Source organism: Pseudarthrobacter enclensis (genome assembly GCF_001457025.1).
Lineage (GTDB): Bacteria > Actinomycetota > Actinomycetes > Actinomycetales > Micrococcaceae > Arthrobacter > Arthrobacter enclensis.
Window position 1 is genome coordinate 140606 of the sequence record NZ_KQ758606.1, and the last position, 24232, is coordinate 164837.

General features: G+C 68.2%; 21 protein-coding genes and 1 pseudogene. 5 read left to right on the forward strand and 17 right to left on the reverse strand.

Features of this window, described 5'->3' with window-relative positions; genetic code table 11:
• The first annotated feature begins 111 nt into the window (after window positions 1–111).
• Complete coding sequence (gene gluQRS, locus AS031_RS17035; RefSeq protein WP_058269345.1) at window positions 112–1005, forward strand: tRNA glutamyl-Q(34) synthetase GluQRS; 894 nt, start codon at window positions 112–114, stop codon at window positions 1003–1005.
• On the opposite strand, the gene AS031_RS17040 is transcribed toward gluQRS, so the two are convergent.
• The 3 genes from AS031_RS17040 to AS031_RS17050 all read right to left on the reverse strand — a co-directional run bounded on the left by AS031_RS17040 (window position 999) and on the right by AS031_RS17050 (window position 4649).
• Window positions 999–2243, reverse strand: a complete 1245-nt coding sequence (locus AS031_RS17040; protein ID WP_058269346.1) for a low temperature requirement protein A — start codon at window positions 2241–2243, stop codon at window positions 999–1001. The genes gluQRS and AS031_RS17040 overlap by 7 nt on opposite strands.
• An 18-nt stretch (window positions 2244–2261) precedes the next feature.
• Window positions 2262–3578 carry an ATP-binding protein gene (locus AS031_RS17045; protein ID WP_058269347.1) on the reverse strand — a complete coding sequence of 439 codons (1317 nt, stop codon included), beginning with the start codon at window positions 3576–3578 and terminating at the stop codon, window positions 2262–2264.
• 123 nt (window positions 3579–3701) lie between these two features.
• On the reverse strand, window positions 3702–4649 hold the full coding sequence (locus AS031_RS17050) for an L-lactate dehydrogenase (protein WP_058269348.1): 948 nt from the start codon (window positions 4647–4649) through the stop codon (window positions 3702–3704).
• A 100-nt stretch (window positions 4650–4749) separates the two neighbouring features.
• Here AS031_RS17050 and ggt point away from each other — a divergent pair, with 100 nt between their 5' ends.
• Window positions 4750–6609 carry a gamma-glutamyltransferase gene (gene ggt, locus AS031_RS17055; RefSeq protein WP_058269349.1) on the forward strand — a complete coding sequence of 620 codons (1860 nt, stop codon included), beginning with the start codon at window positions 4750–4752 and terminating at the stop codon, window positions 6607–6609.
• 94 nt (window positions 6610–6703) lie between these two features.
• On the opposite strand, the gene AS031_RS17060 is transcribed toward ggt, so the two are convergent.
• From AS031_RS17060 to AS031_RS17075, 4 genes are all read right to left on the reverse strand, one after another.
• Window positions 6704–8218, reverse strand: coding sequence for an amino acid permease (locus AS031_RS17060; protein ID WP_058269350.1), 1515 nt, complete (start codon window positions 8216–8218; stop codon window positions 6704–6706).
• A gap of 89 nt (window positions 8219–8307) precedes the next feature.
• Entirely contained in the window at window positions 8308–9720 is a 1413-nt protein-coding gene (locus AS031_RS17065; RefSeq protein ID WP_058269351.1) for an aspartate ammonia-lyase, read from the reverse strand.
• Between the two features lie 57 nt (window positions 9721–9777).
• Window positions 9778–10821 carry an asparaginase gene (locus AS031_RS17070; protein WP_058269352.1) on the reverse strand — a complete coding sequence of 348 codons (1044 nt, stop codon included), beginning with the start codon at window positions 10819–10821 and terminating at the stop codon, window positions 9778–9780.
• A 25-nt stretch (window positions 10822–10846) separates the two neighbouring features.
• Window positions 10847–11551, reverse strand: a complete 705-nt coding sequence (locus tag AS031_RS17075; RefSeq protein WP_058269353.1) for a FadR/GntR family transcriptional regulator — start codon at window positions 11549–11551, stop codon at window positions 10847–10849.
• 205 nt (window positions 11552–11756) lie between these two features.
• On the opposite strand from AS031_RS17075, the gene AS031_RS17080 reads away from it, so the two are divergent.
• On the forward strand, window positions 11757–12038 hold the full coding sequence (locus tag AS031_RS17080; protein WP_058269354.1) for a helix-turn-helix transcriptional regulator: 282 nt from the start codon (window positions 11757–11759) through the stop codon (window positions 12036–12038).
• Window positions 12035–13303 carry a type II toxin-antitoxin system HipA family toxin gene (locus AS031_RS17085; protein ID WP_058269355.1) on the forward strand — a complete coding sequence of 423 codons (1269 nt, stop codon included), beginning with the start codon at window positions 12035–12037 and terminating at the stop codon, window positions 13301–13303. The genes AS031_RS17080 and AS031_RS17085 overlap by 4 nt, the downstream gene beginning before the upstream one ends.
• Before the next feature lie 6 nt (window positions 13304–13309).
• Here AS031_RS17085 and AS031_RS17090 read toward each other — a convergent pair whose 3' ends face one another.
• The 9 genes and pseudogenes from AS031_RS17090 to AS031_RS17130 all read right to left on the reverse strand — a co-directional run bounded on the left by AS031_RS17090 (window position 13310) and on the right by AS031_RS17130 (window position 22718).
• The gene (locus AS031_RS17090; protein ID WP_058269356.1) at window positions 13310–14320 is read right to left on the reverse strand and encodes a prenyltransferase/squalene oxidase repeat-containing protein; all 1011 of its coding nucleotides are present in this window, start codon (window positions 14318–14320) and stop codon (window positions 13310–13312) included.
• The gene (locus AS031_RS17095) at window positions 14317–14934 is read right to left on the reverse strand and encodes a uracil-DNA glycosylase family protein (protein WP_058269357.1); all 618 of its coding nucleotides are present in this window, start codon (window positions 14932–14934) and stop codon (window positions 14317–14319) included. Before AS031_RS17095 ends, AS031_RS17090 begins: the two co-directional genes overlap by 4 nt.
• Window positions 14935–15125: 191 nt before the next feature.
• A complete protein-coding gene (locus AS031_RS17100; RefSeq protein WP_082642039.1) occupies window positions 15126–16730 on the reverse strand; it encodes an HNH endonuclease in 1605 nt (534 codons plus the stop codon).
• A 181-nt stretch (window positions 16731–16911) separates the two neighbouring features.
• Window positions 16912–18416, reverse strand: a pseudogene (locus AS031_RS20330) (amidohydrolase).
• Between the two features lie 13 nt (window positions 18417–18429).
• Complete coding sequence (locus AS031_RS17110) at window positions 18430–18813, reverse strand: RNA-binding S4 domain-containing protein (RefSeq protein ID WP_058269358.1); 384 nt, start codon at window positions 18811–18813, stop codon at window positions 18430–18432.
• Window positions 18814–18853: 40 nt separating this feature from the next.
• Window positions 18854–19987 carry a sulfite oxidase gene (locus AS031_RS17115; protein ID WP_058269359.1) on the reverse strand — a complete coding sequence of 378 codons (1134 nt, stop codon included), beginning with the start codon at window positions 19985–19987 and terminating at the stop codon, window positions 18854–18856.
• Window positions 19988–20101: 114 nt separating this feature from the next.
• Window positions 20102–20953, reverse strand: a complete 852-nt coding sequence (locus tag AS031_RS17120) for an SDR family oxidoreductase (RefSeq protein ID WP_058269360.1) — start codon at window positions 20951–20953, stop codon at window positions 20102–20104.
• 4 nt (window positions 20954–20957) lie between these two features.
• The gene (locus AS031_RS17125; RefSeq protein ID WP_058269361.1) at window positions 20958–21962 is read right to left on the reverse strand and encodes an aldo/keto reductase family protein; all 1005 of its coding nucleotides are present in this window, start codon (window positions 21960–21962) and stop codon (window positions 20958–20960) included.
• Window positions 21963–21989: 27 nt separating this feature from the next.
• A complete protein-coding gene (locus AS031_RS17130) occupies window positions 21990–22718 on the reverse strand; it encodes a hypothetical protein (protein ID WP_058269362.1) in 729 nt (242 codons plus the stop codon).
• 166 nt (window positions 22719–22884) lie between these two features.
• On the opposite strand from AS031_RS17130, the gene AS031_RS17135 reads away from it, so the two are divergent.
• On the forward strand, window positions 22885–23283 hold the full coding sequence (locus AS031_RS17135; protein ID WP_058269363.1) for a YchJ family protein: 399 nt from the start codon (window positions 22885–22887) through the stop codon (window positions 23281–23283).
• Here the strand turns inward: AS031_RS17135 and AS031_RS17140 are convergent, their stop codons facing one another.
• Window positions 23284–24189, reverse strand: coding sequence for a TIGR04086 family membrane protein (locus AS031_RS17140; protein WP_058269364.1), 906 nt, complete (start codon window positions 24187–24189; stop codon window positions 23284–23286). It lies immediately after the preceding gene.
• Window positions 24190–24232: the final 43 nt, after the last annotated feature.

The window sequence follows — 24232 nt, forward strand, 5'->3', positions numbered from 1 at the left end:
CGCATCGTCTTTCCGCACCCACTGACGAGAGCCCCTGGGCTACCGATCCACCGCCTACGCGGTTCCATCGGTGGCTGAGGGGCTCTTGTGCTTTCCGCATAGGCTGGATCCATGACCCCAGCCGGCCGTTTCGCCCCCAGCCCCTCCGGCGAACTGCACGTCGGCAACCTCCGCACCGCCATTCTGGCTTGGCTGTTCGCCCGGTCCACGGGCCGCCGCTTCCTCCTGAGGGTGGAGGACCTGGACCGCGCCCGCGCCGGAGCCGAGGCCGTCCAGCTGCGTGACCTCGCTGCCATCGGCGTCGGCTGGGACGGGGATGTGATCCGGCAAACTGCCCGCGGCGCCCTTTACGACGACGCCATCAGCCGGCTGCAGTCTGCAGGCCTGACCTATGAGTGCTTCTGCACCCGCCGGGAAATACAGGAAGCCCCGTCCGCTCCGCACGCGCCGCAGGGCGCCTACCCCGGCACCTGCCGGAACCTCGATGCCGCTGAGCTTGAGTGCAAGCGGTCCACCAGGCCGGCTGCCATCCGGCTCCGCGCGGAGCTCGCCGAGTACAGCGTTCACGACGTCCTCCATGGTGCCTACACGGGGGCCGTTGACGACTTTGTCCTGCGCCGCAACGACGGTGTCACGGCCTACAACCTGGCTGTCGTGGTGGATGATGCCGAGCAGGGCATCGACCAGGTGGTCCGCGGCGATGATCTGCTCCCGTCCACGCCCCGGCAGGCATACCTTGCCTCGCTCTTGAATATTCCCGTTCCGGAATATGCGCATGTCCCGCTGGTAGTTAATTCCGACGGCGCCCGGCTGGCTAAGCGCGACGGCGCGGTGACGCTCGCGGACCTTGGGGCGCGGGGCGTTTCAGCGGCGGAGGTCCGCAACATCCTGCTCGACTCGCTCGGACTCCCGCCGGGCACGCTGGAAGCGGCGCTGGACGCCTTCAGTCCCGCGGCCCTGCCGAGGGAGCCGTGGGTCTGGAAGGACACCGTCAACATTCAGTGACGCGACTGTTCCAGTTTCTCCAGGGCTGCGTGCACCCGTGCGCCGCCGCGCTTTTCATCAATGATGATGGAGGCGGCAAGGGCCAGGACGATGACCAGGAGGCAGGCAGGCACTGAGGCGCCTGCCGCGGCCAGGGCAATCGCGCCGCCCTGCAGGGCAATGACTCCGGCCGCGACGGCGATGACCATGCGGTCGGCCCCCATCATCACGCTGTACAGCCAGGTGAGCGTGGCCTTGAAGATGGCCACCGGGATGGCGATGCTGGCCACGGCTGCCGCGGCACTGATGTGGGCCTCATGGTCGATGTAGTAGGCGGCGACGTGGAGGCTGGCGCCGGTGGCCGCGATGGAGGCAAAGATGGGAATGTGCCCGTAGCCGAACAGGTAGGACCGGTGCCGCCGCACGTGCAGCGCCCGCCCGGCGGGAAGCATGAAATACACCCACCACATGCCGAAGGCCAATGCCGTCCCGCCGAATCCCACCAGCGCCGCGTCCACGGTCCAGCCGCTGTTGGCGACGAACGCCCGCAGCGTCTCGATGGCCCCGATGAGGCATTCACCCAGCGCGATAATGGCCAGCAGGCCGTAGCGTTCGGCGATGTGGTGGGCATGCCAGGGGGTGCTGGCCTTGCGCTCCGCAAAGTACGGTGTGGCCATCTCCAGCGCCACCAGCGGAACCACCATCAGGAGTGTCGCCGTCACGCCGGTGTCCAGGACCAGTACCACCACCCAGCCCAGCTGCACGATTGCGAGGTACCGGGCATAGCGGAGGCACGTTTCGCGGCGGGCAGGGTCCTGGCGGGCGGCCCGCACCCACTGCGCCACCAGGGCCAGGCGCATCAGGATGTAGCCACCCACAATCACCCGGTTGTCCACGTGCTCGCCCTCGACGATCGAGTGGAACATCGGCTCGATCCCCATGGTGAGGATGAGCACCCCCACGATCTGGACCATCGTCACCACGCGGAACACCCAGTCGTCGGTGTCGTAGGCGCTGGCAAACCAGGTGAAGTTGATCCAGGCCCAGATCACCGCGAACATGGCGAAGGCAAAGCCGATCAGGCCGGGCAGCACATGGGCCTCGGCCACCTCGTGCGCGAACTGGCTCCCGGCAACGCCGAAGGCAATGACGAACGTCAGGTCGAAGAAGAGTTCCAGCGGCGTGGCCGCCCTGTGTTTCTCATGCGGGTCGCGTCCGCCCATGCGCGCAACCGCATGCCGGAGGGGGTTTGAGGACATGCCTCAAAGATAACCGGCTCAGACCCTTCCCAGGACTTCGATGTCCTCGAGGAAGTCCTGGTGGACCTCGGGGCTGACGGTGGTGCGGGTTTCGGCGATCGCGGCGAGGTAATCATCTGTGGAGGGCCCCTTACGTACCGCTTCCCGGACGGACGATCGCGCATCCGTGGCCAGCCCGCCGTCGTCGTACACCGCTTTTTCCAGGGCACGCTGGGAGGCGCTCCGCGCGGCGTACTCGATGTCGGCGGGCGAAAAGCCCTCCGTCTTCTCCACGAGCAGCTCAACGTCCACGTCATCCACGACGGGAGCTGGGATGAAGCGCTCCCACATGGCGTGGCGGGCCTGCCGGTCCGGCAGGCCGATGGGGATCACATAGTCGAAGCGGCCGTGCCGCAGGAACGCTGAATCCAGGGCGCGGATGAAGTTGGTGGCGCAGACCAGCAGCCGTCCCGGCTGCTCGCGGAACGCCGGGATGATTTTCAGCAGCTCGTTGGTGACGCCCTGCAGCGGCGAGGGCGGGTCCCCCGCGCGCTGGGACGCGATTTCCTCCACCTCGTCGATGAAGACCACCGCATGCTCGAGTTCGGCGATCTCCAGGAACGTCTCGCGCAGCGCCCCGGCCAGGCCCTGGGGGTCCGCGGCGAGGCGGGACGGGAACACCTCCACGAACGGCCATTCCAGGCGGGAAGCGATCGCCTTGGCAAAGGTGGTCTTGCCGGTCCCGGGCGGGCCGAAGAGGACGACGGCGCGCGGCGGCACCACGCCGAATTCGTCGGCGAGGTCCGCTTCGGCCAAGGGCAGGACCAGCCGGCGTTCCAGGAGTTCCTTCTCCTTGCGCATGCCGGCCACGTTTTCCCACAGGTCGCGGGCCAGGACCCGGCCGCCGAGCTGGCCCAGCGCTCCAAGTTCCTGGCGCTGCACCGGAATGGTGCGCTCGAAGTAGCGCAGGTTCTTCTTCAGCGCGAAGCCGCGGCCCAGGAACGCTTCAACGCGGGTTTCGGATTCCGGCATCAGGGCTGAGAGCTTGTTGAGCCCGTGCGGTGCCATCCGGTTTTCGACGGCGGCCAGCAGCGAGGTGCCGATTCCGCGGCCGCGGTATTCGGGCAGCGTGGCGAGGAAGACGATCCAGCCCTGGTCGTGCGCGGCGCGGCCGACGGCGGCTCCCACCACCTGTTCGCCCAGCACGGCCACCACGGCGTGGTCCTTCTCGCAGGATGCCAGGACCTCCGAGAGGGCGTACACCGGTTCCACGTTCGTGGCCTTCAGCGTCTCCCACAGGTGCAGGATGCCGTCCAGGTCCGCCGAGTGGAAATCCCTGATCCGCCAGTTCGTCATGCTGTATCTCCCGTTGGTTCCCCGTTGAACTGCCATGGCCATGTACTGCTGCGAGCATAAGCGATGCGGCGTGCCGGGCAGGTTGCGGTTCCGTTGCGTGACGTGCTGCCACCGGCGGTCGCGTCAAAGCCCCAACGTCTCCATGGTTGCCCGCAGGGTGTCCGCGGAATGCCGCAGAGCCGCCAACTCGCCGTCGTCCATGGGTGTTTCCAGGACCCGGTGCACGCCGCCGCGCCCCACCACGCTGGGAAGGGACAGTGCCACGCCGGAAATGCCGTACTGACCGGACAGCACCGTGGACACCGGCAGGACGGCGTTGTCGCCGCGGAGCAGCGCCTCGACGATCCGGGCACCGGAGAGGCCAATGGCGTAGTTGGTGGCGCCCTTCCCGGCGATGACCTTGTACGCGGCCCAGACCACGTCCTGCGCCGTGGCGCTGAGGTACTCCGGCGTAAAGACCCGCTCCCCGCCGGCCGTCCAGTCCCGGATCGGGACGGGACCGATGGTGGCCCCTGACCACAGCGGAAACTCGGTATCACCATGCTCTCCCACCATGCTGGCATGGACGCTGGACACGGAAACGCCGGCCCGGCGGGCCAGCAGCCAGCGCAGCCGCGAGGTGTCCAGGACGGTACCGGAGGAAAAAACCCGCTCCGCCGGCAGGCCCGATATCCGCTGCGCCGCGACGGTCAGGACGTCGCAGGGATTGGTGACCAGCACGTAGACGGCGTCCGGAGCCCGCTCCAGCAGGGGAGGCATCAGCTGTTCGAGGATCCGCACATTGGTGCCGGCCAGGTCCAGCCTGCTCTGTCCGCGGTCCTGCTTGGCGCCCGCAGTGATGACCACGACGTCGGCGCCTTCAGTGACGGAGATGTCCCCGCCCCCGGTGACGGCCGCCGACGCCGCGGCAAACTGGCTGCCGTGGGCCAGGTCAAGGGCTTCCGCCTCGGCTTTGGGCGCATTGACGTCATACAGCGCGATGGTGCCCGCTGAGCCGCGGATCAACGCCGCGTATGCCAGCGACGTGCCCACGCTCCCGGCACCCACCACGGCAAGTTTTGATCCTGGCATGTGGCTACCTCCTGGTCCGCAGGGTAGGCGGGGACGTTGAGTGTCTCCGGCGTGGAGAGTAGCGTGATCCACATCACCCGCACCCCATATAGGAGCTACCATGCCACATCTGGGCCGCCGGTTAGGAGCCTTAACGGCTGCACTGGCAATGAGCGTGACCTCGGGAGCCATCCTGAGCCCGGCCTCCGCACACAAGGGGGACGGCGTCCCCGACAAGCAGGCAACGGCTACCGGCTATGGGGGAGCGGTGAGCACAGTGGATGCCGACGCCTCGGCAGCCGCCATCAAGGTCCTGCGCAATGGCGGCAACGCGGTTGACGCCGCCGTCGCCGCGGCAGCAACCCTTGGGGTGACGGAGCCCTACTCCGCCGGCATCGGCGGTGGCGGCTACTTCGTGTACTACGACGCCAGGAGCGGTGAGGTCCATACGCTGGACGGCCGCGAAACCGCGCCGGCGGCCATGCCGAACGACGCCTTCATTAACCCGGCCACGGGCAAGCCTTACAACTTCACCCCGGAACTGGTCACCAGCGGCGTCTCCGTGGGCGTGCCCGGAACGGCCGCCACCTGGGAACGCGCGCTGGAGCGCTGGGGAAGCCTCAGCCTCGGAGACGCCCTGGAGCCTGCCATTGACGTGGCGGAAAACGGCTTCACCGTGGACGAGACCTTCAACCTTCAGACCGCCGAGAACCAGGTGCGTTTTGAGGCCTTCCCGGCCACCAGCGAACTTTACCTCCCCGGCGGTGCGGCGCCCGCCGTCGGATCCGTCCTGAAGAACCCCGACCTCGCCGACACCTACCGGCTGCTGGGGGACGAGGGCACCGGGGTGTTCTATGAAGGGCCCCTGGCCGACGAGATCGCCGCGACAGTCCAGAACCCGCAAAAGACCTCCACCACGAAACTGCCCGTGCCCAAGGGCTTCATGACGGCCGAGGACCTGGCCAACTACGAGGTGCTGGACCAAGACCCCACCCATGTGGAGTACCGGGGCTACGACGTGTACGGCATGGCGCCCTCCAGCAGCGGCGGCACCACGGTGGGCGAGGCGCTGAATATCCTGGCGCCGTTCGAACTGCCGGACCGGGTCCGCGGCAAGGGCAACTCCAGGAACCAGTCCGAGGTCCTGCACTTCTACCTTGAGGCGTCCGCGCTCGCCTTCGCGGACCGGGCCAAGTACGTCGGTGACCCCAATTTTGTTGCCGTTCCTACCGAGGCCCTCCTCGATGATGTCTACGGCAAGGAACGCGCCTGCGAAATTGACCCGCTCAAGGCCGCAGTGAAGCCCGTGCCGGCCGGTGACGTCAACGACTACGACGGCACCTGCGATGTGGCTCCGGCGGCTGAGGATGCAAAGGACACTGAGAACATCAACACCACCAACCTCACCGTCTCGGACAAGTGGGGCAACGTGGTGGAGTACACGCTGACCATCGAGCAGACCGGCGGGTCCGGCATCGTGGTTCCCGGCCGCGGCTTCATCCTCAACAACGAGCTCACGGACTTCTCCACCGAGTACAAGGCAGACGACCCCAACCGGATCCAGCCCGGCAAGCGGCCGCGGTCCTCGATGTCGCCCACCATCGTGCTGAAGGAAGGCGACCCGTTCCTGGCGCTCGGTTCCCCGGGCGGCTCGACGATCATCACCACGGTGCTCCAGACGCTGGTTAACCGGATCGACCTGGGCATGAGCATTGAGGATGCCGTCGCGGCGCCGCGGGCTACCCAGCGCAACACTGCCAACGTCACGGCCGAGCAGGCCTTTATCGATTCGCCATCGGGCAAGGTCCTGGCCGCCAAGTACGGGCACGCCTTTGCAGCGGCGGGCGCACCGGGCACTTCGGCGGCGGAGATCGGCGCTGCAACGGCCATCGAGTTCCACCGGGACGGCCGCGTGACAGCGGTTGCCGAACCCGAGAGGCGGGGCGGCGGCTCTGCCATGGTGGTGAAGCCCGCCAGGTAACCCGCAGGCGGACGGCTGCCCCTTAAACCCCGACGGCGGCACCCGGGTTCTTCCATCACAGAACCCAGGTGCCGCCGTCGGACGTTAAGAGGCGCTACTTCTTGAAGGTGCCCGCCGGGGGATTGGCCACTACCGGCGAGATCCCGGTGTAGCCTTCCCGGGTTTCGGCGATCTCGTGGATGCGCTTGCGGCAGGCGAACCAGCCGACCACCATCAGGGCGGAGGCGATGCCGGTCACCAGCATGGTGAACGGCGAATCGATGAACACCATCACCAGGACGCCCACCAGGAAGAGCAGCGACAGGTAGCCGGTGAACGGGGCGCCGAAGAGCCGGAACGACGGCCGTTCCACCCAGCCCTTGTCCGCCCAGCGCTTGAGCTGGATCTGGCACAGGACGATCGTGGCCCAGGTCATGATGATGCCCACGGAGGCGATGTTCAGCACGATCTCGAAGGCTTCGGCCGGGACCAGGTAGTTCAGCGGAACACCCAGCAGCGAAACGCCGGCGGTGATGGCGATGCCGCCGTAGGGCACGCCCGCCTTATTCATCCGGGAGGCGAACTTGGGGGCCGAGCCGTTGACGGACATGGAGCGCAGGATGCGGCCGGTGGAGTAGAGCCCGGCGTTCAGCGAGGACAGGGCGGCCGTGAGGACCACCAGGTTCATGATCACGTCCACGCCCTGCACGCCGATCGAGCCGAAGAACGTCACGAACGGGCTGACGCCCTTTTCGTAGGAGGTGTACGGCAGCAGCAGGGCCAGCAGGATCACGGAGCCGACGTAGAACACGGCGATGCGGAAGACCACGGAGTTGATGGCCTTGGGCATGATCTTTTCCGGGTTCTCGGTTTCACCGGCCGCGGTGCCCACCAGTTCGATCGATGCGTAGGCGAACAGGACGCCCTGCATGAGGATGATCATCGGCAGCAGGCCGTTGGGGAAGACGCCGCCGTTGTCCGAGAGGAGGCTGAGGCCAACCTGCTGGCCGTCCACCGGGGTGCCGAAGATGACGAAGTAGGTGCCCACCAGGAGGAACGCCACCAGGGCGGCGACCTTGATGAGGGCGAACCAGAACTCCATCTCGCCGAAGACCTTTACGGACACCAGGTTCAGGCTCAGGACCACCACCAGGGCGGTGAGGGCCCACACCCACTGCGGCACGTCGGCCATCCAGGGGATGTAGTTGCCGAAGAAGTGCATGTAGAGCGCCGCCGCGGTGATGTCCACGATGGTGGTGGTGGCCCAGTTGATCCAGTAGAACCAGCCGGAGACGAACGCGGCTTTCTCGCCGAAGAACTCGCGGGCGTAGGACACGAACGAGCCGGACGACGGGCGGTGGAGCACCAGTTCGCCCAGGGCGCGCAGGATCAGGAACGCGAAGAAGCCGCAGACGGCGTAGGCGATGACCAGCGACGGGCCGGCCGCGTTCAGGCGGCCGCCGGCGCCGAGGAACAGGCCGGTGCCGATGGCGCCGCCGATGGCGATCATCTGGATCTGCCGGGGCTTGAGGCTCTTGTGGTAGCCCTTGTCCTCGGCGTGCAGGGAGGTCTCGGTGGCGTGCGCGTGGCCGCCGTCGATGACGTGGTCTGGGAGTGGGGACTGAGTCATGGGGTGTCCTTACAGACGGGGAAAGTTGAGTGGGCCCACGCCCGCCGGGTTCCCTGGCCGAGCTTGCGAGGCTAGGGGGCGGGTGGGGATTATTTGCTCAGGTTGGCGAGCCGCTCGGGGCTCAGGAGTTCCTGCAGCTGGGTGGCGGTGAGTAGCCCGTGTTCCAGGACCAGCTCGGCCACGCCCCGGCCGGTGGCCAGGGCTTCCTGCGCGATGGCCGTGGCGGTGGCGTAGCCCAGGTGGGGGTTCAGGGCGGTGACCAGGCCGATGGACTGTTCCACCGTGAGCCGCAGGTGTTCGGAGTTGGCAGTGATGCCGCGGATGCAGCGCGCCGTCAGGGTGCGGCAGGCTGCTTCCAGGTGGGAGATGCTCTTGTGGAGGCTGTGCACGATCACGGGTTCGAAGGCGTTCAGCTGGAGCTGCCCGGCCTCGGCGGCCATGGTGATGGTGACGTCGTTGCCGATCACCTCGTAGGCCACCTGGGAGACCACTTCCGGGATCACCGGGTTGATCTTGCCGGGCATGATGGAGGAGCCGGACTGGACGGCCGGCAGGTTGATCTCGCCCAGGCCCGCGCGGGGGCCGGAGGAGAGCAGTCGGAGGTCGTTGCAGATCTTGGAGAGCTTGACGGCCACGCGCTTGAGCACGCCGGAGAGGTGGACGAACGCGCCCACGTCCTGGGTGGCTTCGATGAGGTCGACGGCAGTCACCAGCGGCAGGCCGGTGACCTCGGCCAGGTGCCGGCAGGCTGCGTCGGCGTAGCCGGCCGGGGCGTTCAGCCCGGTGCCGATGGCGGTGGCGCCGAGGTTGATTTCGTGGATCAGGAGTTCGGCTTCGGCCAGGCGGAGCCGGTCCTCGCCAATGGTCACGGCGTAGCTGCCGAATTCCTGGCCCAGGGTCATGGGGACGGCGTCCTGCAGCTGCGTGCGGCCCATTTTCACCACGGTGCGGAATTCTCCGGCCTTGGCGGCGCAGGCTTCTTCCAGTTCCTCGAGGGCCGCCAGCAGTTCCCGGGCAGCAAAGATGGTGCCGAGCTTGACCGCCGTGGGGTAGACGTCGTTGGTGGACTGGCTGAGGTTGACGTGGTCGTTCGGGTGCAGGCGGGAGTAGTCGCCCTTGGGGTGGCCCAGGATCTCCAGCGCCCGGTTGGCGATGACCTCATTGGCGTTCATGTTCGACGACGTCCCGGCACCGCCCTGGATGACGTCCACCACGAACTGGTCGGCGAGCTTGCCGTCCAGGATGTCCTGGCAGGCCTGTTCGATGGCTGCGGTGCGTTCAGCATCCAGCAGGCCGAGGTCGCGGTTGGTGCGGGCGGCGGCGAGCTTGACCGCCGCCAGGCCGCGGACCAGGTGCAGGTTGGTGGAGAGCTTCTGGCCGGTGATGGGGAAGTTTTCCACGGCGCGCAGGGTGTGCACACCCCAGTATGCGTCGGCGGGAACGTCGCGGTCACCGAGCAGGTCGTGCTCGGACCGGAAACCGGCGTTTGGTGTGGTGGTCATGGGGTCCTTACGGGGCGTCGTTGTCTGGTTCGGACAGGTACGGATCGGGAAAATTGGTCAGGAAGCGTGGTTCAGGAAATCGGTGGCCTGGAGCAGGCCGACGGGCAGCCCGCCGCCCAGCACGGGAGCGGTGGCAATGGATTCCAGGGCGCCGGTGTCCACGCCCAGGGCGGCGAGGAGCCGGACGGTGGCGGGCATCCGGGCGCGGTCGCCGCCGTCGGAAATCTTCACGGCCACGGCGCCGCCATCGGCTAGGCCCACCAGCTGGACGCCCTCGAAACCGTCCTTGGCCACGGATCCCGGGAGCAGGCGCATGAGCTCGGTGACGTCGCGGCGCTCGCCGGCCACCATGTGCGGCTGCTGCTGCATGGCGCGCCCGACGGCGGCTTCCGCGCCGGGTGCGTCACCGCCGTCGTCCGTTGCCCGGGCGGCGGCAGCGGCAATTTTGCCGAAGGCGCCGGCCATGCCGCGCAGGGAGTGGGCGAAGAGCGGGGTGCCGCAGCCGTCGGTGCTGACCGCGGCCGGCTCCTCGCCGGTCAGTTCGGTGATGGTGGCTGCGACCAGCTGCTGGAGCGGGTGCCCGGGGTGCAGGTAGCCCTGGACAGGCCAGCCGTTGATGACGCAGGTGGCGGCCATGGCGGCGTGCTTGCCGGAGCAGTTTTGCGTGAGCCGGGTGGCGCTGCCGCCGTTGCGCAGCCATTCTTCGCGCTCTGCCGTGCCGTAGGGGAGGTCGGTGCTGTTTTCGAGCGCGGCGTCGTCCAGGCCGTGCAGCTCCAGGATGCGCCGGGCGCCGTCGCGGTGCAGGTTGTCGCCGGAGTGGCTGGCCGCTGCCAGGGCCAGGAGGTCAGCCGGCAGGTCCAGGCCGGCGCGGACCATCGCCACGGCCTGCAGCGGCTTCAGTGAGGAGCGGGGGTAGAAGGGGGCCTCCGGATCCCCGGCGGTTGCCGCGGTGGAGCCGTCCGCGTGCAGGGCGATGCCTGACCCGTAGTGGATGCTTTCCACCATGCCGCTGCGGACTGCCGCCACCAGCGGGGCATGCTGCGGCAGCGCCGACGGGTCCAGGGCAGGGGTGCGGGCAGCGGAAAACACGGGGGAGGGCATGGCGTCCTTGGGGTTGCTGGCTGGGTTAACTGTTGAGGATGGAGTCGAGGGCCTGGCCCACGGCATCCAGGTGGCGGGCCATGGCGGTGCGCGCGTTTTCCGCGGAACCGGACTCGATGGCGGCAAGGATGTCCTGGTGCTCGATGTCTGAGGCGTGCTGGCGGTCAGCCACCATGTTCAGGGTCTCGGACTGGTGCGCCAAAGCGTCGCGGATGTCCGCCACCACGCTTTCGAACACCTTGTTGCCGCTGGCGCGGGCAATCGTGGCGTGGAAGGTGGAGTCCAGGGCCACCCAGGATTCGGGATCCGTTTCGGTGGCCATGGCGGCCATGATGTGGCGGAGGTTGTCCAGTTCCTCTTCCGTGCGCCGCTCGGCGGCGAGGCCTGCGGCGGGAATTTCGATGTGTGGGCGGGCTTCGGTCAAGTCCCGGGCGGAGTACTGGCCGAGGGTGAGGTCGTTGGCTACCTTGCTGGCCACCACGAAGGTGCCCTTGCCCGTCTTGGTGACGGTGAGCCCCAGTGCGGTGCAGGAGCGCAGGGCCTCCCGGATGACGGAGCGGCTGACGCCGTACTGCTGCGCGAGCGTTGCTTCGGAGCTCAGTTTGCTTCCGACGGGAACCATGCCGGACTCGATGTCGGCGCGCAGGGCGTTGAACACCGCTTCGGCGGCGCTGAGCCGCGCGAGGGGGACCACAGGCTGTCCTGCTGTCCGGCTGTCTGACAGGTTCACGCTTAAAATATGGCACCGGTCACACGAAGGTGTCAAGCGCGGCCCGATGGCACCACGCCCGGCGCACCGCCAGAAGTCCGAAGTCGCCTTGGTCGTCATCGGCACGATCGTACCGTTCCCGGATCACGGCCCTTACGCTTCCGTCCAGTCCTTGCTAGGTTTTCTCTTAACCGGCACGATCGTGCCTTATGGAAGCGAGGCATGGATGGCGATCGGAGCAATGGAAGCTGTTGCGGCGGAGGTGCGGGCACGGCGCACCGCGCTCCGGCTGACCCAGCGCGACCTCGCGGACATGGCCGGAGTGTCGGAACGGTTCGTCCGCTTCGTGGAGCGGGGCAAGCCGAGCGTCCAGCTGGATTCACTGATCAACGTCCTGGACACCCTGGGACTGGAACTCCGCATTGCGGACAGGGCAAACCGTGCTGAGCGTTCCCTGGCCGGGCAGGAGCGGGCCACGCACTCGCCGGACGGGGACGGAACGCCATGAGGCACCGGGTCGCTGATGTCTACAAGGCCGGGGTCCTGGCCGCCCGGCTGGAACGGCACGACGGCGGAACGAGGTTCAGCTACCTGCCCGCCTACCTGGCAAGCGGGGGACCTGCCGTCGCCACCTCCCTGCCGCTCTCCGCCGAGCCGGTCTTCTCTGCAGCGGGAGCCGCCCCGCCATACTTCACTGGTCTGTTGCCCGAAGGCCGCCGGCTCAACGCGCTGCGGCGTTCGGTCAAAACCAGCGCCGATGATGATCTCTCGCTCCTGATTGCGGCCGGCGGCAACCCGGTGGGGGACGTCCAGATCATTGGCCACGGCGAGCGGCTGGACCCGGACGAGCATGCCGTGGAGCTTGACCCCCGCCGGCCGGTGGACTTCGAGGAACTCCTCGGGGACCCGGACCTGATCGATCCGGTGGCGCTCGCCGGCGTGCAGGACAAGCTCTCCGCCGGGATGATCTCGCTGCCGGTGGCCGCCCAGGGACGGCGCTTCATCCTCAAACTCAATGCCCCGGAATTCCCGCACGTGGTGGAGAACGAGTACGTCATGTTCCGGTACGCCGCCAGGCTGCGGATTCCGCTGAGCCGCGTAGCCCTCATCCGGGACACCGCCGGCAGGCCAGGGCTCCTGGTGGAGCGGTTCGACCGGGTTCCTCCGGTGGATGCAGTGCCGGGCGGCCACGACGAGGTCCTGCGGCTCGCCGTCGAGGACGGGGCCCAGGTGCTGAAGCTGTATCCCGCGGACAAGTACAACGTGGGCTACGGCCAGGTCTGCCGGGCATTGGCCGGGCACTGTGCCGCGCCGCTGCCCGCGCTCCGTAACCTCGCCATGCAGGGCGTCTTCGCCTGGCTGACCGGCAACGGCGACCTGCACGCCAAGAACGTGTCCATGGTGCAGGACCCGAAGGCCGGCTGGATGATTGCGCCGGTCTACGACATCCCCTCCACGGTGGTGTACGGGGACAAGACGCTGGCATTGGCCATTGACGGCAAACGTACAGGCATTTCCAAGCGCCACTTCCTGGGTTGGGCCACGGGCTTGGGGCTGCCCGAACGGGCTGCCGCCAAGGTTGTTGACGTGGCCCTGAAAGCCATCGGGCCCCTGGTCGCCGACCTCGAGACGGGCCGGGCCTTTACCGGCACCACCGGGCCGGGAAAGAACAGCGGAGGGAAGAACGACGACGGCGGGTCGCCGTTCCCGGACATGGTCACCAGGGCGTGGGTGAAGGAGCTGAAGCACCGCCGCAGGCTGCTGGAGGGGTAGGAACGCCTACCGGCTGGCGGCGGCGTCGTGCCAGTGCAGCACCCGAAGGGCGCGCAGGGTGTTCCACCGGCTGGGATGGCCGTCGCCGTCATCAAGGTGGAAGTGGACCTTGCCCGGATGGCTGTTTTCCAGGAGCCAGGTTCCTGCCGGCTGCTGCTTTGACCGGACCAGCTCCACGGCTTCGGTGAGGCGGCCGTCGGGCGCCCCGCCCACGGCACGGAAGTAGTCCAGGCCGCGGAGGACGTCATAGAACCAGCGGGTGGGGTAGGAGAACAGCAGCCAGTCAGGGCTTGCGATTGCTCCGGTGGACTTCCGCCGCATCAGCCCGCGGTCCAGAAGGTATTCCTCGCCGCGTTTCCTGGCTGCCCGGGATTCGGCTGTCCCGCAGCCTGCCTCCTCATATTCCAGCAGGCCCTCGAGGACGCAGATGGTGCTGTGGAAGGAGGACCTCGTGGATCCGCGTTCGGCTTCGCAGTTCCAGCCGCCGTCGTCGAGCTGGTCCTGCAGTAGCCGTTCCACCACTGTGTGCACGGTCTCGCCGAAGTAGGACCCTATGGCTGCCGCCATCCCGTTGATGCAGGGTTCCGTCTCACCGTCGAAGAAGGGCTGGTTGCTTTCGTCCCACCGGGCGTTGTCCCTTACCAGGGATACAGCGCGGCGGGCCTGCGGGCTGGCCGGGTCAAGGCCAAAGCCGCGCAAAAGCAGCAGGCTGTATGTGGTGGCGGTCCAGGGTTGGCCGTCAGCCTCCGGGCTGTCGGGTCCTGCGTCGCCGTGGTCCGTGCTGCCGGAGCCGTGGGTGTGGCTCTCCTCCGGCCAGTAGGTGGCGCCGTCCCATTGGCCGTCCTGCCCCTGGAGGCTCAGCAGGCGGGCACCCCAACCCGTGGTGGCAATCCGCCGGCGTTCCTCCGCCACCTCGCGGGCCGGTGCCCTGGCGAGGTCGCGCAGGACCTGCCAGCGGATGGCGGGGTCGGAGTCGAGCAGCCAGTCCAGGACCCGGGTGGGCGGTGCCGTGGTCACAGGTGCTGGATACCGGCCCGCTGCATGGCGTCCTTGTAGATGTCGACGTTCTTGGTGAGGATTTCCTCCTGCTTGGCCTCGGACACGGCGAACGCCCGCCCGCCCAAGGCGGTGGCCTTGTAGATCTTGATGCCGCTGTTCTTCAAGGACGAGTGGTACGTCTTTTCGTACAGTGTGAGGAAGGTGGAGGCGTCCGTCCCGTGGGCGATGATCGCCGAAACGCGGGAGTTGATTTTAAGGAACTGGCGGAAGGGGCGCAGGCCGTCTGTTTTTTCCTGGACGCTCAGGGCCGACGGGCTGCCGCTTTCCCGGACCCAGGGGTAGGCGTTCCACGGCATGACGTACCGAGGGTCGAGTTCGGCAAGCTCATAGATCTGGGTTGCGCGGCGTGCCGCTTCGTCATCGTTGTTGTGGGACATGAAGCCGGATTCGGTGCCCTTGCCGGGGCTGACGTGCAGGCTGACAATGCGGCATTCGTCCTCGTCGTGCACCGGGTCGATGTAGGGGACCGTGGAGCCCGGCTTCTTCTCCATAAGGTCGTCGCAAAGCTGCGTCACCTGCGCGATGTTCGGTTCCTGTAGAAGTGCTTTCTTTTCGTCCCAATCAACAGTCACGATCTCTCCCTCAACAGCAATGCGTCCGGAAACAGGCGTCTGATGCCACTTTACGCTCCCCGCTCTGAGGGTGGGCAGGCGATTTTGCCGCGAAGCCCTATCAGCCTGCATCACTGCGGGCCAGCGGCGTGCCGGCCGCATTTCCGGGAGCACACTTGAGCCCGTTGGGCTGTATTGCTCACGGGTAGCTGTCACGGCCTGGTGGGCTCAGCAACCCGCCCCAGCACCTGCACGGAGGGCCGCGGACGCTGCGGGAGTGGGCCGGTGGGTATGGTCGGCCCCGTTGATGTCAGGACGGGCGGGCCCGGAGGCCTGGCCGGAACTGGGCGCGGCCCTGCACCACGCGGCTTTCCACTCGCAGGCGTGCCGGCCCCGGGGGAGCATCCCGCGCGAAACCCTAATCCTGGCAGTGTGCCGGGCGGTGTTCCAGGGAGTGGTGGCGCGGTTCCAGGGAGTGGTGGCGCCGTGGAGTGGTAGGCGTGGCCGGTGGGGGTGCGGAGTTGGACGGTGTGGCCGCCGGTGGTGCCTGTGCCTGTGCCTGTGCTGGTGGGGAGTGGTTTGGCTTTCCAGCCGGGGGTTTCTTTGGTGTGGTTGCAGGCTTCGCAGAGGCCTTGGCCGTTGTCGGTGGTGGTTTTGCCGCCGTGGTGCCAGGCGGTGATGTGGTCGTGATGGCGGATGGGCGCGTCGCAGTACGGTGTGCGGCAGGTGTCGTCCCGGATGTGGAGGAAGCGTTTGAGTGCTGGCGGGAAGAGCCGGGCTTTGGAGTCCATCGCGACCAGGTCCCCGGAGCCCGGTGCTGTGTAGAGTCGCCGGACCCAGAGGTCCAGTTCGGGTTCCAGGCCGCCGGCGGATGCATCGTTGGGATTGGCTGAAGTTCCGGGTTTTGCAGTACCTACCGGGTTTGTGATGAGGGTCCGGGCTGTTGCTGCGGGGACGATGCCGTAGCCGGGGATCCGGGCGGGTTCGGGGCCGGCGTGGAGGAGGGTGCGGTCGGTCATGATGAGCTGGAGTTCGATGCCCGTGATCCCGCCCGGGGTTCCGGTGAGCCGCTCGACGAGGGTGTCGGCCATGACTTGACCCCTCGAACGCGCGTCGCCGGTGGCGCGGCGGGTATCCGCTTCCTTACTGAGGGCGGCATACGCGGCGACGCCCTCGGCCACGGGGTGCAGCGCGGTCAGATAGGTCATGGTGTCCGGTGCCGGGCGCAGGGACACGGTCCTTTCAGTGACGGCCTTGGCGGCCCGCCGCGCCACCGACGCCGGGTCGCGCCGGTACGCGGCGGCCTTAACAGCGGAGATGATGGCCCGGTCCCCGGCACCGTCGAAGGTGCCGGTGTCGGCGGCGAGTTCCTCATCGACGCCGGCGCGGTCATCGGCGGTGAGGCAGATGGTTTCCCGCACGATGAGGGTGGTGCGCCATTCGTTCAGCTGCCCGCCCCGGAACGCGGCAAGGGTGTGCGGCATTCCGGTCAGGGTTCTCGCCAAACCCAGCAGCCTTCCGCCGCGGGCCGGGGACTCCCGCCGCGCCAACGCTACCTGCGCCGCCACCCCCGCCCCGACCTGATCGGCGGGCACACCGGCGGCGGCCTGCTCCCGCCGCTGGGCCAGATCGAATGCCACCGTGATTTCGGCCTGTTTCGCAGCGGCCACGGACTTCACGTCCTCCAGCAACCGGAGTTGATCGATCATCCCGACCGCATCGGCAGCGACCGGCGCGTTGTCGAGCAGCGCGACGATGCGGGCAAGGGGCTCAGACCCCGTCACCGCGTCCTCAGCCAGCCCCAACACCGCTTCCATAACCAAAATCTTCCACCACCCACCAACATTCCCACCGGCCCACAACCCCTATGTGGAAAACCCCGCAGGGTCGGAAATTGGCGAGGGACGGCACGCCCCAGGCCAGACGGGACATCCTTGGAAACCACTAACGAGGCAAGCGGAAGCAGCCTTCCCGGTACCCCAGCGGAACGAACGGGCCCTACAGGCCGGCCCATCCGCCGTCGTACGTGAAACGGCCGCCTACCAGCGTGGCCGCCACGGGCAGGCCAGCCAGCGCGGAGTCCGCAACTGCCAGAGGATCGGCATCGAGGAGCACCAGGTCCGCCGGTCCGCCCATCCGGACTGTGCCGCGGCCGCGGGTCGAGGCAGCGAGGGCCTGTTCCCGCGTGACGGCTTCCTGCGGCTGCCATGGGTCCCGGCCGTCGAAGGAGGACCGCGTGGTGGCAGCCGATATCGCTGCCCACGGATTCAGTTGAGCCACCGGCGCATCCGACCCGAAAGCCAGCGTGGCCCCGGCATCCAGCAGCGACCCCAGCGGAAACGCCCTGTCGGTCCGACCGGCCCAGTTGGCGTCCGCGGCGTCGCGGTCGTCGAGCGCGTGGGCCGGCTGCACGCTGGCCACCACGCCCAAGGCGCCAAATCGGGCGAAGTCCTCCCGCCGGACAAACTGCGCATGCTCAATCCGGCCGCCGATACCGGCCGAGCCGAACGCGTCCAGGGCCACCCGGTTGGCGGCGCCACCGATGGCATGAACGGCGGGCACAAACCCGGTGTCCCGGGCCCGCCGCAGCAGGCCCACCAGTTCTTTTTCCGGAACGGTGAGCAGTCCGTGGCCGCCGTAGGGGTACGGGTCCACGCAGTACGCGGTTCGGGTGTTCAGGGATCCGTCGATCAGCACCTTCAGCGGACCTGTCCGCAGCAGGCCCTTGCCGCCGGGAACCTCCAGGCCCGTGCGCAGTCCTTCGACGGCGGCACGCTCCAGGTTCTCCGGGTACAGCCGGCTTCGACGCGCAAGCTGTCGAAGCCGGCTGCTATCCGCCGGAGCCAGGGGTCCCGGTTCCAGGTCATCTCCAGGTCCACAACACCCACCACGCCGCGGGCGGCAGCAGCCCGGGCAGCGCCGGCGCTCCAGCCGTCCAGCACCGCCTCCGGCAGCCGCCCCAGTTCGCGGGTCAGCAGGAACGCCGGTTCTTCCCGCAACAACCCCGATTCACTGACGTCCAACGAATACCGGCGGGCGGCTGCCGTGTTAAGCCAGACGCAATGCAGGTCATGGCTGATGAGCGCTGCGGGCCGTTCGCCGGTGGCCGCGTCAAGCATCGCGAGCGTTGGCGTATCCGGCCACAGGGCGTCACGGAATCCTACGCCCACGGCCGTGGAAGGTTTCCCGTGCCCATTAGCCGGGTTGAGCTCGCCAAGATAGCGCCCGACGGCGGCGGCCGCCTCCTGCGCGGAGGCCGCCATCGAGAGGTCAAGCCGGTTCGCGTGCATGGCCCACTGGGAGAAGTGGACATGCTCGTCCCACAGCCCGGGGATGATGTACCGGCCGCCGCAGTCGATGGTCCTGAGGGGCCGCGTGTGCGCCCGGGTACCGGAGGGGCTGATTCCAGCCACGGCCCCGCCGCGAAGGTGCACGTCGAGGGAGATTTGTGTGCCGGGACGGCGCACTGCTGCCAGGACCAGCTCCGTAGTCCCGTCCGTCATGCGGGGAGGCTTTTCACGCGGACCCGCGGAGGCGGTCCATCTCGCGCCGGTCTTTCTTCGTGGGCCTGCCGGCGCCCCGGTCCCGCTGGGGGATGCCCAGTGCCGGGGCAGGCGGCCGCGGCGGGGTGTGGTCGGTGAAGCAGTGCGACGCCGCTTCCGCGCCGACGCGCTTGACGATCAGCCGGCGGACCTCAAGGATCCGCTCGTAGCCCGGCATCCGCACCGTCACCGTGTCGCCGGTGACCAGCGTGGCGGACGCCTTGGCCGGGGTGCCGTTGAGGCGGACATGGCCGGCACGGCAGGCTGCGGTGGCGGCGGAGCGTGTCTTGTAGGCGCGGATGGCCCACAGCCACGCGTCGATGCGGGCAGTGGCGGGGGCGGCAGGAAGGCTGGTCATGGCTGGCACCGAGTATAGCGCCGGCCCCATCGCCCCGGTCCTAGGAAGGCGCGGAGACCGTCACCCGGACCTGCTGCACCATGTTGTTGCCCAACCCCTGGTAGTTCCAGTTTTGCCCCAGCGGCTGGGTGGCGCCGGTGGAATCCGTGGCGCGGCAGGACAGCACATGGTCGCCCGGTTCCGCCACCCACGGCAGTGTCCACCGGCGCCAGGCGAATCCGCCCGGCGCTTTCTCAAGCTGCGCCGGCAGCCAGGTGCCGTCGATCCCCACCTCGACGCCCGTCACGGCGCCCCCTCCGGACCATGCCCGGCCCTGCAGCAGTACCGGCCCCGGAACCAGGGTCCGGTTGCGGGTGAGGAAGTCCGGGATGCCCGGCGGAACCATCAGCGAACGCACCCTGATCCGGGAAACGGGAGTCCCGGCGTCGTCCGCGTTGTCCTGGTAGCGGTAGGCGACCGCCTGCTGGTAGCCGGTGAAGGCCGTGGTGACCACCTCAATGGATTCAAGCCACTTCACGCTCGCCATGCCATACCAGCCCGGAACCACCAGGCGGAGGGGGTAGCCGTGCTGGGGCGGCAGGTCGCCGCCGTTCATGCTGTAGGCCAGCACGACGTCGGCACGCAGCGCCTCGCGGATCGGCAGGCTCCGCGCGTACCGCTGGGTGACGCCGCCCTGGATCCCGGAATCGGCGCCGCTGAATACCACTTCCCGCGCGTTGGGCAGGACCCCGGCCTTGCCCAGGAGGTAGGCGAGCGGAACACCCGTCCAGTAGGCGGTCCCCACGCCTTCCATGACCCATGGCTGGCTGACCGGGCGGGGCGTGAGCAGGGAGCGGCCGTTTCCGGCACACTCAAGCGTCACCGGAACCGTAATAGCCGGGTCCCGCCGCAGGGCCGCCATGCCCAGCTCGAGCGACCGTTCCACGGCCCCGCCAATCAGCAGGTGCCAGGACGCCGGGTCGATGTCCGGGATATCGAAGTGGGTGAGGACGTAGTGGAGGCCCGGTGGAGTGACCTCGCGGCGCAGCGCCTCCAGCGGCATGGAGTGGTTCCGGGCCGAAAGCTGGAGTTCCGCCGCGGTGAGCGGCCCGTCGGTGGGGCCGGCCGGGGCCTGCGGCGCGCCCGTCGCAGGGGTTGCTGCCGTTTCTTGCCTGTCTTCTTTGATCTCAGTCATGACGCCGGGTTTCCTCTGGGGGCGGGCGCCGCCGGGGCGGTGACGCCTTGCCACAGGTCTACGCCGGACCTGCGGCACCGTCAACACCCCTTGGCGGCGGCCGGGCGCCCGGCGCTAGAGCACCGGCCGGGTGAGGAACTCCGCCAGGCTGATAGGGTCCTGCCCGGTCAGCCCGTGCACATCGGTGGAGATCCCCGCCATCTCGCCGGCCGCCATGGCTGTATAGGTGCTGACCCACGCATCCACCTGCCAGGCCGGAGCGTTGTACTGGGCGCGCGAGGCGTAGGCCTCCTCCACGGTTTCGGCGTGGTAGGCCACCGTCCGGCCGGTGCCGGCCGTGATGATCTCCGCCGCCTTGGCCATGGAGAGTTCCTCCGGGCCGGTGAGGTTGTAGGTCTTGCCCTGGTGGATGGCGGGATCCCGCAGCACGGCGAATGCAGACCGGGCGATGTCTTCCCGTGCCACACCCGAAAAGACGCCGTCCCCGGCCGGGCCCCTGATCACGCCGTCCTGGTCCGTCATCTGGGGCAGGAAATCCAGGTAGAAATTGTCGCGCAGGAAGGTGAAAGCCATTCCCGAGGCCTTGATGTTCTCCTCCGTGGCGTAGTGGTCCCGGGCGAGCGTGAAGGTGGCGTCCGGCGCTGCACCGTAAAAGGACGTGTACACCACATGCTGCACGCCCGCATCAGCAGCCGCCTCCACGAACGCGTAGTGCTGCTGGAGCCGGTCCTCGGCCTCGGCGGCGGAGACCATGAACAGGACCTTCACTCCGTCCAGCGCCCGGCGCGCGGCTTCACCGTCCCCATAACTACAGGCGGCTGCCGCCGCCTGGCCCAGGTCCGGGGCGCGGCTCACGTCCCGCACCAGGAGGCGCTGGGCGAAACCGGAGCCGGCAAGGTGCCGGGCCACCATTCCGCCAAGCCCGCCCGTGGCGCCGGTGACGGCCACTTCCGGCAGGTTTGCCATGTGCCTAGGCTTCCCGCGTGGCAGGGGACTTGGTCTGCGCGGGATCGCGCTCGGCCAGGGCGCCGATGGCGTCGTCGATCTTCTTCAGGACTTCCGCCTCGAGCTTCACCCCTGCCGCCGCGGCGCTGTCCGCAACCTGCTCGGGCCGGGAGGCGCCCACGATGGCGGATGCCACGTTGGGGTTCTGCAGCACCCAGGCCACGGCCAGCTGCGGCATGGACAGGCCGGCTTCTTCCGCCACCGGCTTGAGGTCCTGCACGCCCTGGAGCACGTCGTCGCGCATCCAGCGCTGGATCATCTTGGCACCGCCCTTTTCGTCGGTGGCGCGGCTTCCCTCGGGAGCAGGCTGGCCGGGCTGGTACTTGCCGCTGAGGACGCCCTGGGCCATGGGTGACCACACAATCTGGGACACGCCCAGCTCCTCCGACGCCGGCACCACCTCTGCCTCGATGACGCGCCACAGCATGGAGTACTGCGGCTGGTTGGAGATGAGCTGGAAGCCCAGTTCCCTGGCTAGCTTGTGCCCCTCGCGGAGCTGGTCCGCGGTCCATTCGCTGACGCCGATGTAGAGGGCCTTACCTTGCCTCACGATGTCCGCGAAAGCCTGCATGGTCTCCTCGAGCGGGGTCTCGAAGTCGTACCGGTGGGCCTGGTAGAGGTCGATGTAGTCCGTCTGCAGCCGGCGCAGCGAGCCGTTGACGGAGTCCATGATGTGCTTGCGGGACAGGCCAAGATCGTTCTTGCCCTTGGGCCCGGTGGGGCCAAAAACCTTGGTGAAAATTTCCAGGGATTCGCGCCGCTCGCCCTTCAGGGCCTCGCCGAGGACGGTCTCCGCGGCCGTGTTGGCATAGACGTCGGCGGTGTCGAAGGTGCTGATTCCGGCGTCGAGGGCGGCGCGCACGCACTGGGTGGCGACGTCGTTCTCCACCTGGGAGCCGTGCGTGAGCCAGTTGCCGAAAGTAATTTCCGAGACTTTGAAGCCGCTGTTTCCGAGGTATCTGAATTCCATGGGCTTCACGCTAGCCGAGATGGTTGCTCAGGGTAAGGGCTGTGCACCGTTCCGGGCGGCGCCCTCGGTTTCCGTCCGCTTCCGTTCCTCGCTGTGCTTGAGCACCTGCTGCGGGCCGGAGAGCGAAACCAGCGACCCCGTGTCCAGGGGCGGCAGCACCTGCGGGGCCTGCGGCTTCTTGAAGGAGCGGGGCACCTCACGGACCGGGCGGTGGTTGTGCAGCGCGGATTCCACCAGCGGGGCCACCGATTCCACCTTCTCGGCCGGCACGGCAGGATCCGGCAGGTCCCGCACGGACAGCTTGATTTCAGGGTTGGCGGCACGTTCCCGGGCGTTCGCCCGGGCGTCAGCCTCGGCGACGGCGGAGGCCCAGTCCTCGGCGAGGACAGGCTGGTCGCGGCGCGCCGCCTGGCGGTTGCGGACGACGGCGGTGCGCAGCGCCGAGACCAGCCGCCCCGGCTTGACGGCCCCGAACCGTCCCTGTTTCCGGCCGGCGTCAGGGGCTGCGGCAGTCCCGGCGCCGGGCGTGTCCCCGCTTGGGGTGAGTTTCGTGCCGTACAGCTGGACCAGGGGCAGCCCGTCGGCCCGGGGGCGCTTGCCGAAGAGGCCCATCAGCACGATCGCCGCCAGCCTGCCAAGGCCTGCGAGCAGCAGCGTGAGGACACCCAGGAGGAAGAGGACGAAGAACATCAGGAGCGCAACGCCCACCGTGCCCAAAAAGGTCAGGTTGAGGACGAGCGTGTCCGGATTCTCCACGTTATCTCTCCTCTCTGCCGTCGGCCGTGGCCGCGGCGGCGCCCTCCCGCCCGCCCGGCAGCAGCCTGCTCTCCACTTTACGGATTTTTGCTGCCCGATGCCCCCGGGGCCGGGGGCGGGGCGGGGGTTGTAGCAAAGCCGTTACCGGATATGACAGCATCCCGGTATGACAAAAATCGGGGGACAGGACCCTTGCCCTTGCCTGTCAGGGGAGCAGTACGCGTCCTGTTGCGGGCGGTTCCACATGGGCGGAGCAGAGGCGGCCACCGCGGAGCAGCTGATGCGCTCCCGGTACAGCGCCTTTGTGGTGCTGGACCGGGACTACCTTCTCCGCACCTGGCACCCCGACACAGCTCCGCGGAGCCTGGAGCTTGACCCCGACATGCAGTGGCGGCGCCTCGACATCGTGGCCACTGCCGGCGGCGGCCCGTTCGACACCGAGGGCACGGTGGAGTTCAGGGCGCACTACCGGCAGATGGCGGAGCGAGGAGTGCTGCACGAGGTGAGCAGGTTCGTCAGGACCGGCGGCCGCTGGTTCTACGTGGATGGCGACATCCGGGGCTGATTACTCGTCGGCGTAATCGTTCTCGGGGTTGAAGCCTGCCCGGTCAACCTTGCGGTGGAAGTGCATGCCTGCCAGTCCGCCCAGGACGGCGCCCACCAACGCCACCACGGCAACCACCACAGCGGCGATGATGCTGGTGGTGGTCAGCTGTCCTTCGTTGATGGGGATCCGCGGGAAGCTGTTGAGGTTGGCCAGGACGTTGAACTGCTGGCCGGCCACCAGTCCCAGGATGGCAACCACGATCGCCGCGATCAGGGCCCAGATCCATACCATGAGTCCCTGCTTGGCGCCGTTGAAACGGGCCATCCGCCCGGCGACGTACCCGCCCGAGTAATAGGAAACGAACAGGATCACCAGCAGCACGATGATGCCCACCAGTCCGACCGTCCCGCCATTTTGGGCCGCTTGGTTGACGGCCTCGTTGACGTCGGTGTTGCTCGCCAGCCCTACGGCCGTTCCGGCGGCCGCCACCAGTGCGGTCAACAGCACCGCCATGCCGGTTGCGGTAAGCCAGCCAAAGAACGCCGACCCTACTTTGATGCCGCCAAACTGTTCCCGCTCGCGGGCGGCGGCGGTCTCGCGGTCCGTGAGGTTGGGGTCAACCGCAGCCGCCGCGGCAGGCACGGCGGCGGTCCGGGTTGCGCCGCTGCGGTCTGCGTAGCCACGGTCTGCCGTTTCCCGTTCGGGGTAGTCGCGCTCGGCGGAGGCCGCAGGTGCTTCGAGGTAGTCGGGCGTGGCGTCTCCGGCGGGCGCCCGGTTCATGGACCGGGTTGCGTCATCCATCGGAGTGCGGTCCATGGAGCGGGTAGCCTGGCTGTCCGCGTCGCGGGCGTGCTGTCCTGCGGGACGGTCGTCCTCCCGTGCTCGCCGGGAGGGCAGGTTCTCTGGGTCCGTTGAGCTGCTCATGTCCCAACTCAACCACCGCCCCGCATTGATAGCAAGGATGCTT

Bases quoted from the DNA above. Each gene is read 5' to 3' on its own strand.
- gluQRS (WP_058269345.1), top strand. From the start codon at position 112: ATGACCCCAGCCGGCCGTTTCGCCCCCAGCCCCTCCGGCGAACTGCAC.
- AS031_RS17040 (WP_058269346.1), bottom strand. From the start codon at position 2,243: ATGTCCTCAAACCCCCTCCGGCATGCGGTTGCGCGCATGGGCGGACGC.
- AS031_RS17045 (WP_058269347.1), bottom strand. From the start codon at position 3,578: ATGACGAACTGGCGGATCAGGGATTTCCACTCGGCGGACCTGGACGGC.
- AS031_RS17050 (WP_058269348.1), bottom strand. From the start codon at position 4,649: ATGCCAGGATCAAAACTTGCCGTGGTGGGTGCCGGGAGCGTGGGCACG.
- ggt (WP_058269349.1), top strand. From the start codon at position 4,750: ATGCCACATCTGGGCCGCCGGTTAGGAGCCTTAACGGCTGCACTGGCA.
- AS031_RS17060 (WP_058269350.1), bottom strand. From the start codon at position 8,218: ATGACTCAGTCCCCACTCCCAGACCACGTCATCGACGGCGGCCACGCG.
- AS031_RS17065 (WP_058269351.1), bottom strand. From the start codon at position 9,720: ATGACCACCACACCAAACGCCGGTTTCCGGTCCGAGCACGACCTGCTC.
- AS031_RS17070 (WP_058269352.1), bottom strand. From the start codon at position 10,821: ATGCCCTCCCCCGTGTTTTCCGCTGCCCGCACCCCTGCCCTGGACCCG.
- AS031_RS17080 (WP_058269354.1), top strand. From the start codon at position 11,757: ATGGCGATCGGAGCAATGGAAGCTGTTGCGGCGGAGGTGCGGGCACGG.
- AS031_RS17085 (WP_058269355.1), top strand. From the start codon at position 12,035: ATGAGGCACCGGGTCGCTGATGTCTACAAGGCCGGGGTCCTGGCCGCC.
- AS031_RS17100 (WP_082642039.1), bottom strand. From the start codon at position 16,730: ATGGAAGCGGTGTTGGGGCTGGCTGAGGACGCGGTGACGGGGTCTGAG.
- AS031_RS17110 (WP_058269358.1), bottom strand. From the start codon at position 18,813: ATGACCAGCCTTCCTGCCGCCCCCGCCACTGCCCGCATCGACGCGTGG.
- AS031_RS17115 (WP_058269359.1), bottom strand. From the start codon at position 19,987: ATGACTGAGATCAAAGAAGACAGGCAAGAAACGGCAGCAACCCCTGCG.
- AS031_RS17120 (WP_058269360.1), bottom strand. From the start codon at position 20,953: ATGGCAAACCTGCCGGAAGTGGCCGTCACCGGCGCCACGGGCGGGCTT.
- AS031_RS17125 (WP_058269361.1), bottom strand. From the start codon at position 21,962: ATGGAATTCAGATACCTCGGAAACAGCGGCTTCAAAGTCTCGGAAATT.
- AS031_RS17135 (WP_058269363.1), top strand. From the start codon at position 22,885: ATGACAAAAATCGGGGGACAGGACCCTTGCCCTTGCCTGTCAGGGGAG.
- AS031_RS17140 (WP_058269364.1), bottom strand. From the start codon at position 24,189: ATGAGCAGCTCAACGGACCCAGAGAACCTGCCCTCCCGGCGAGCACGG.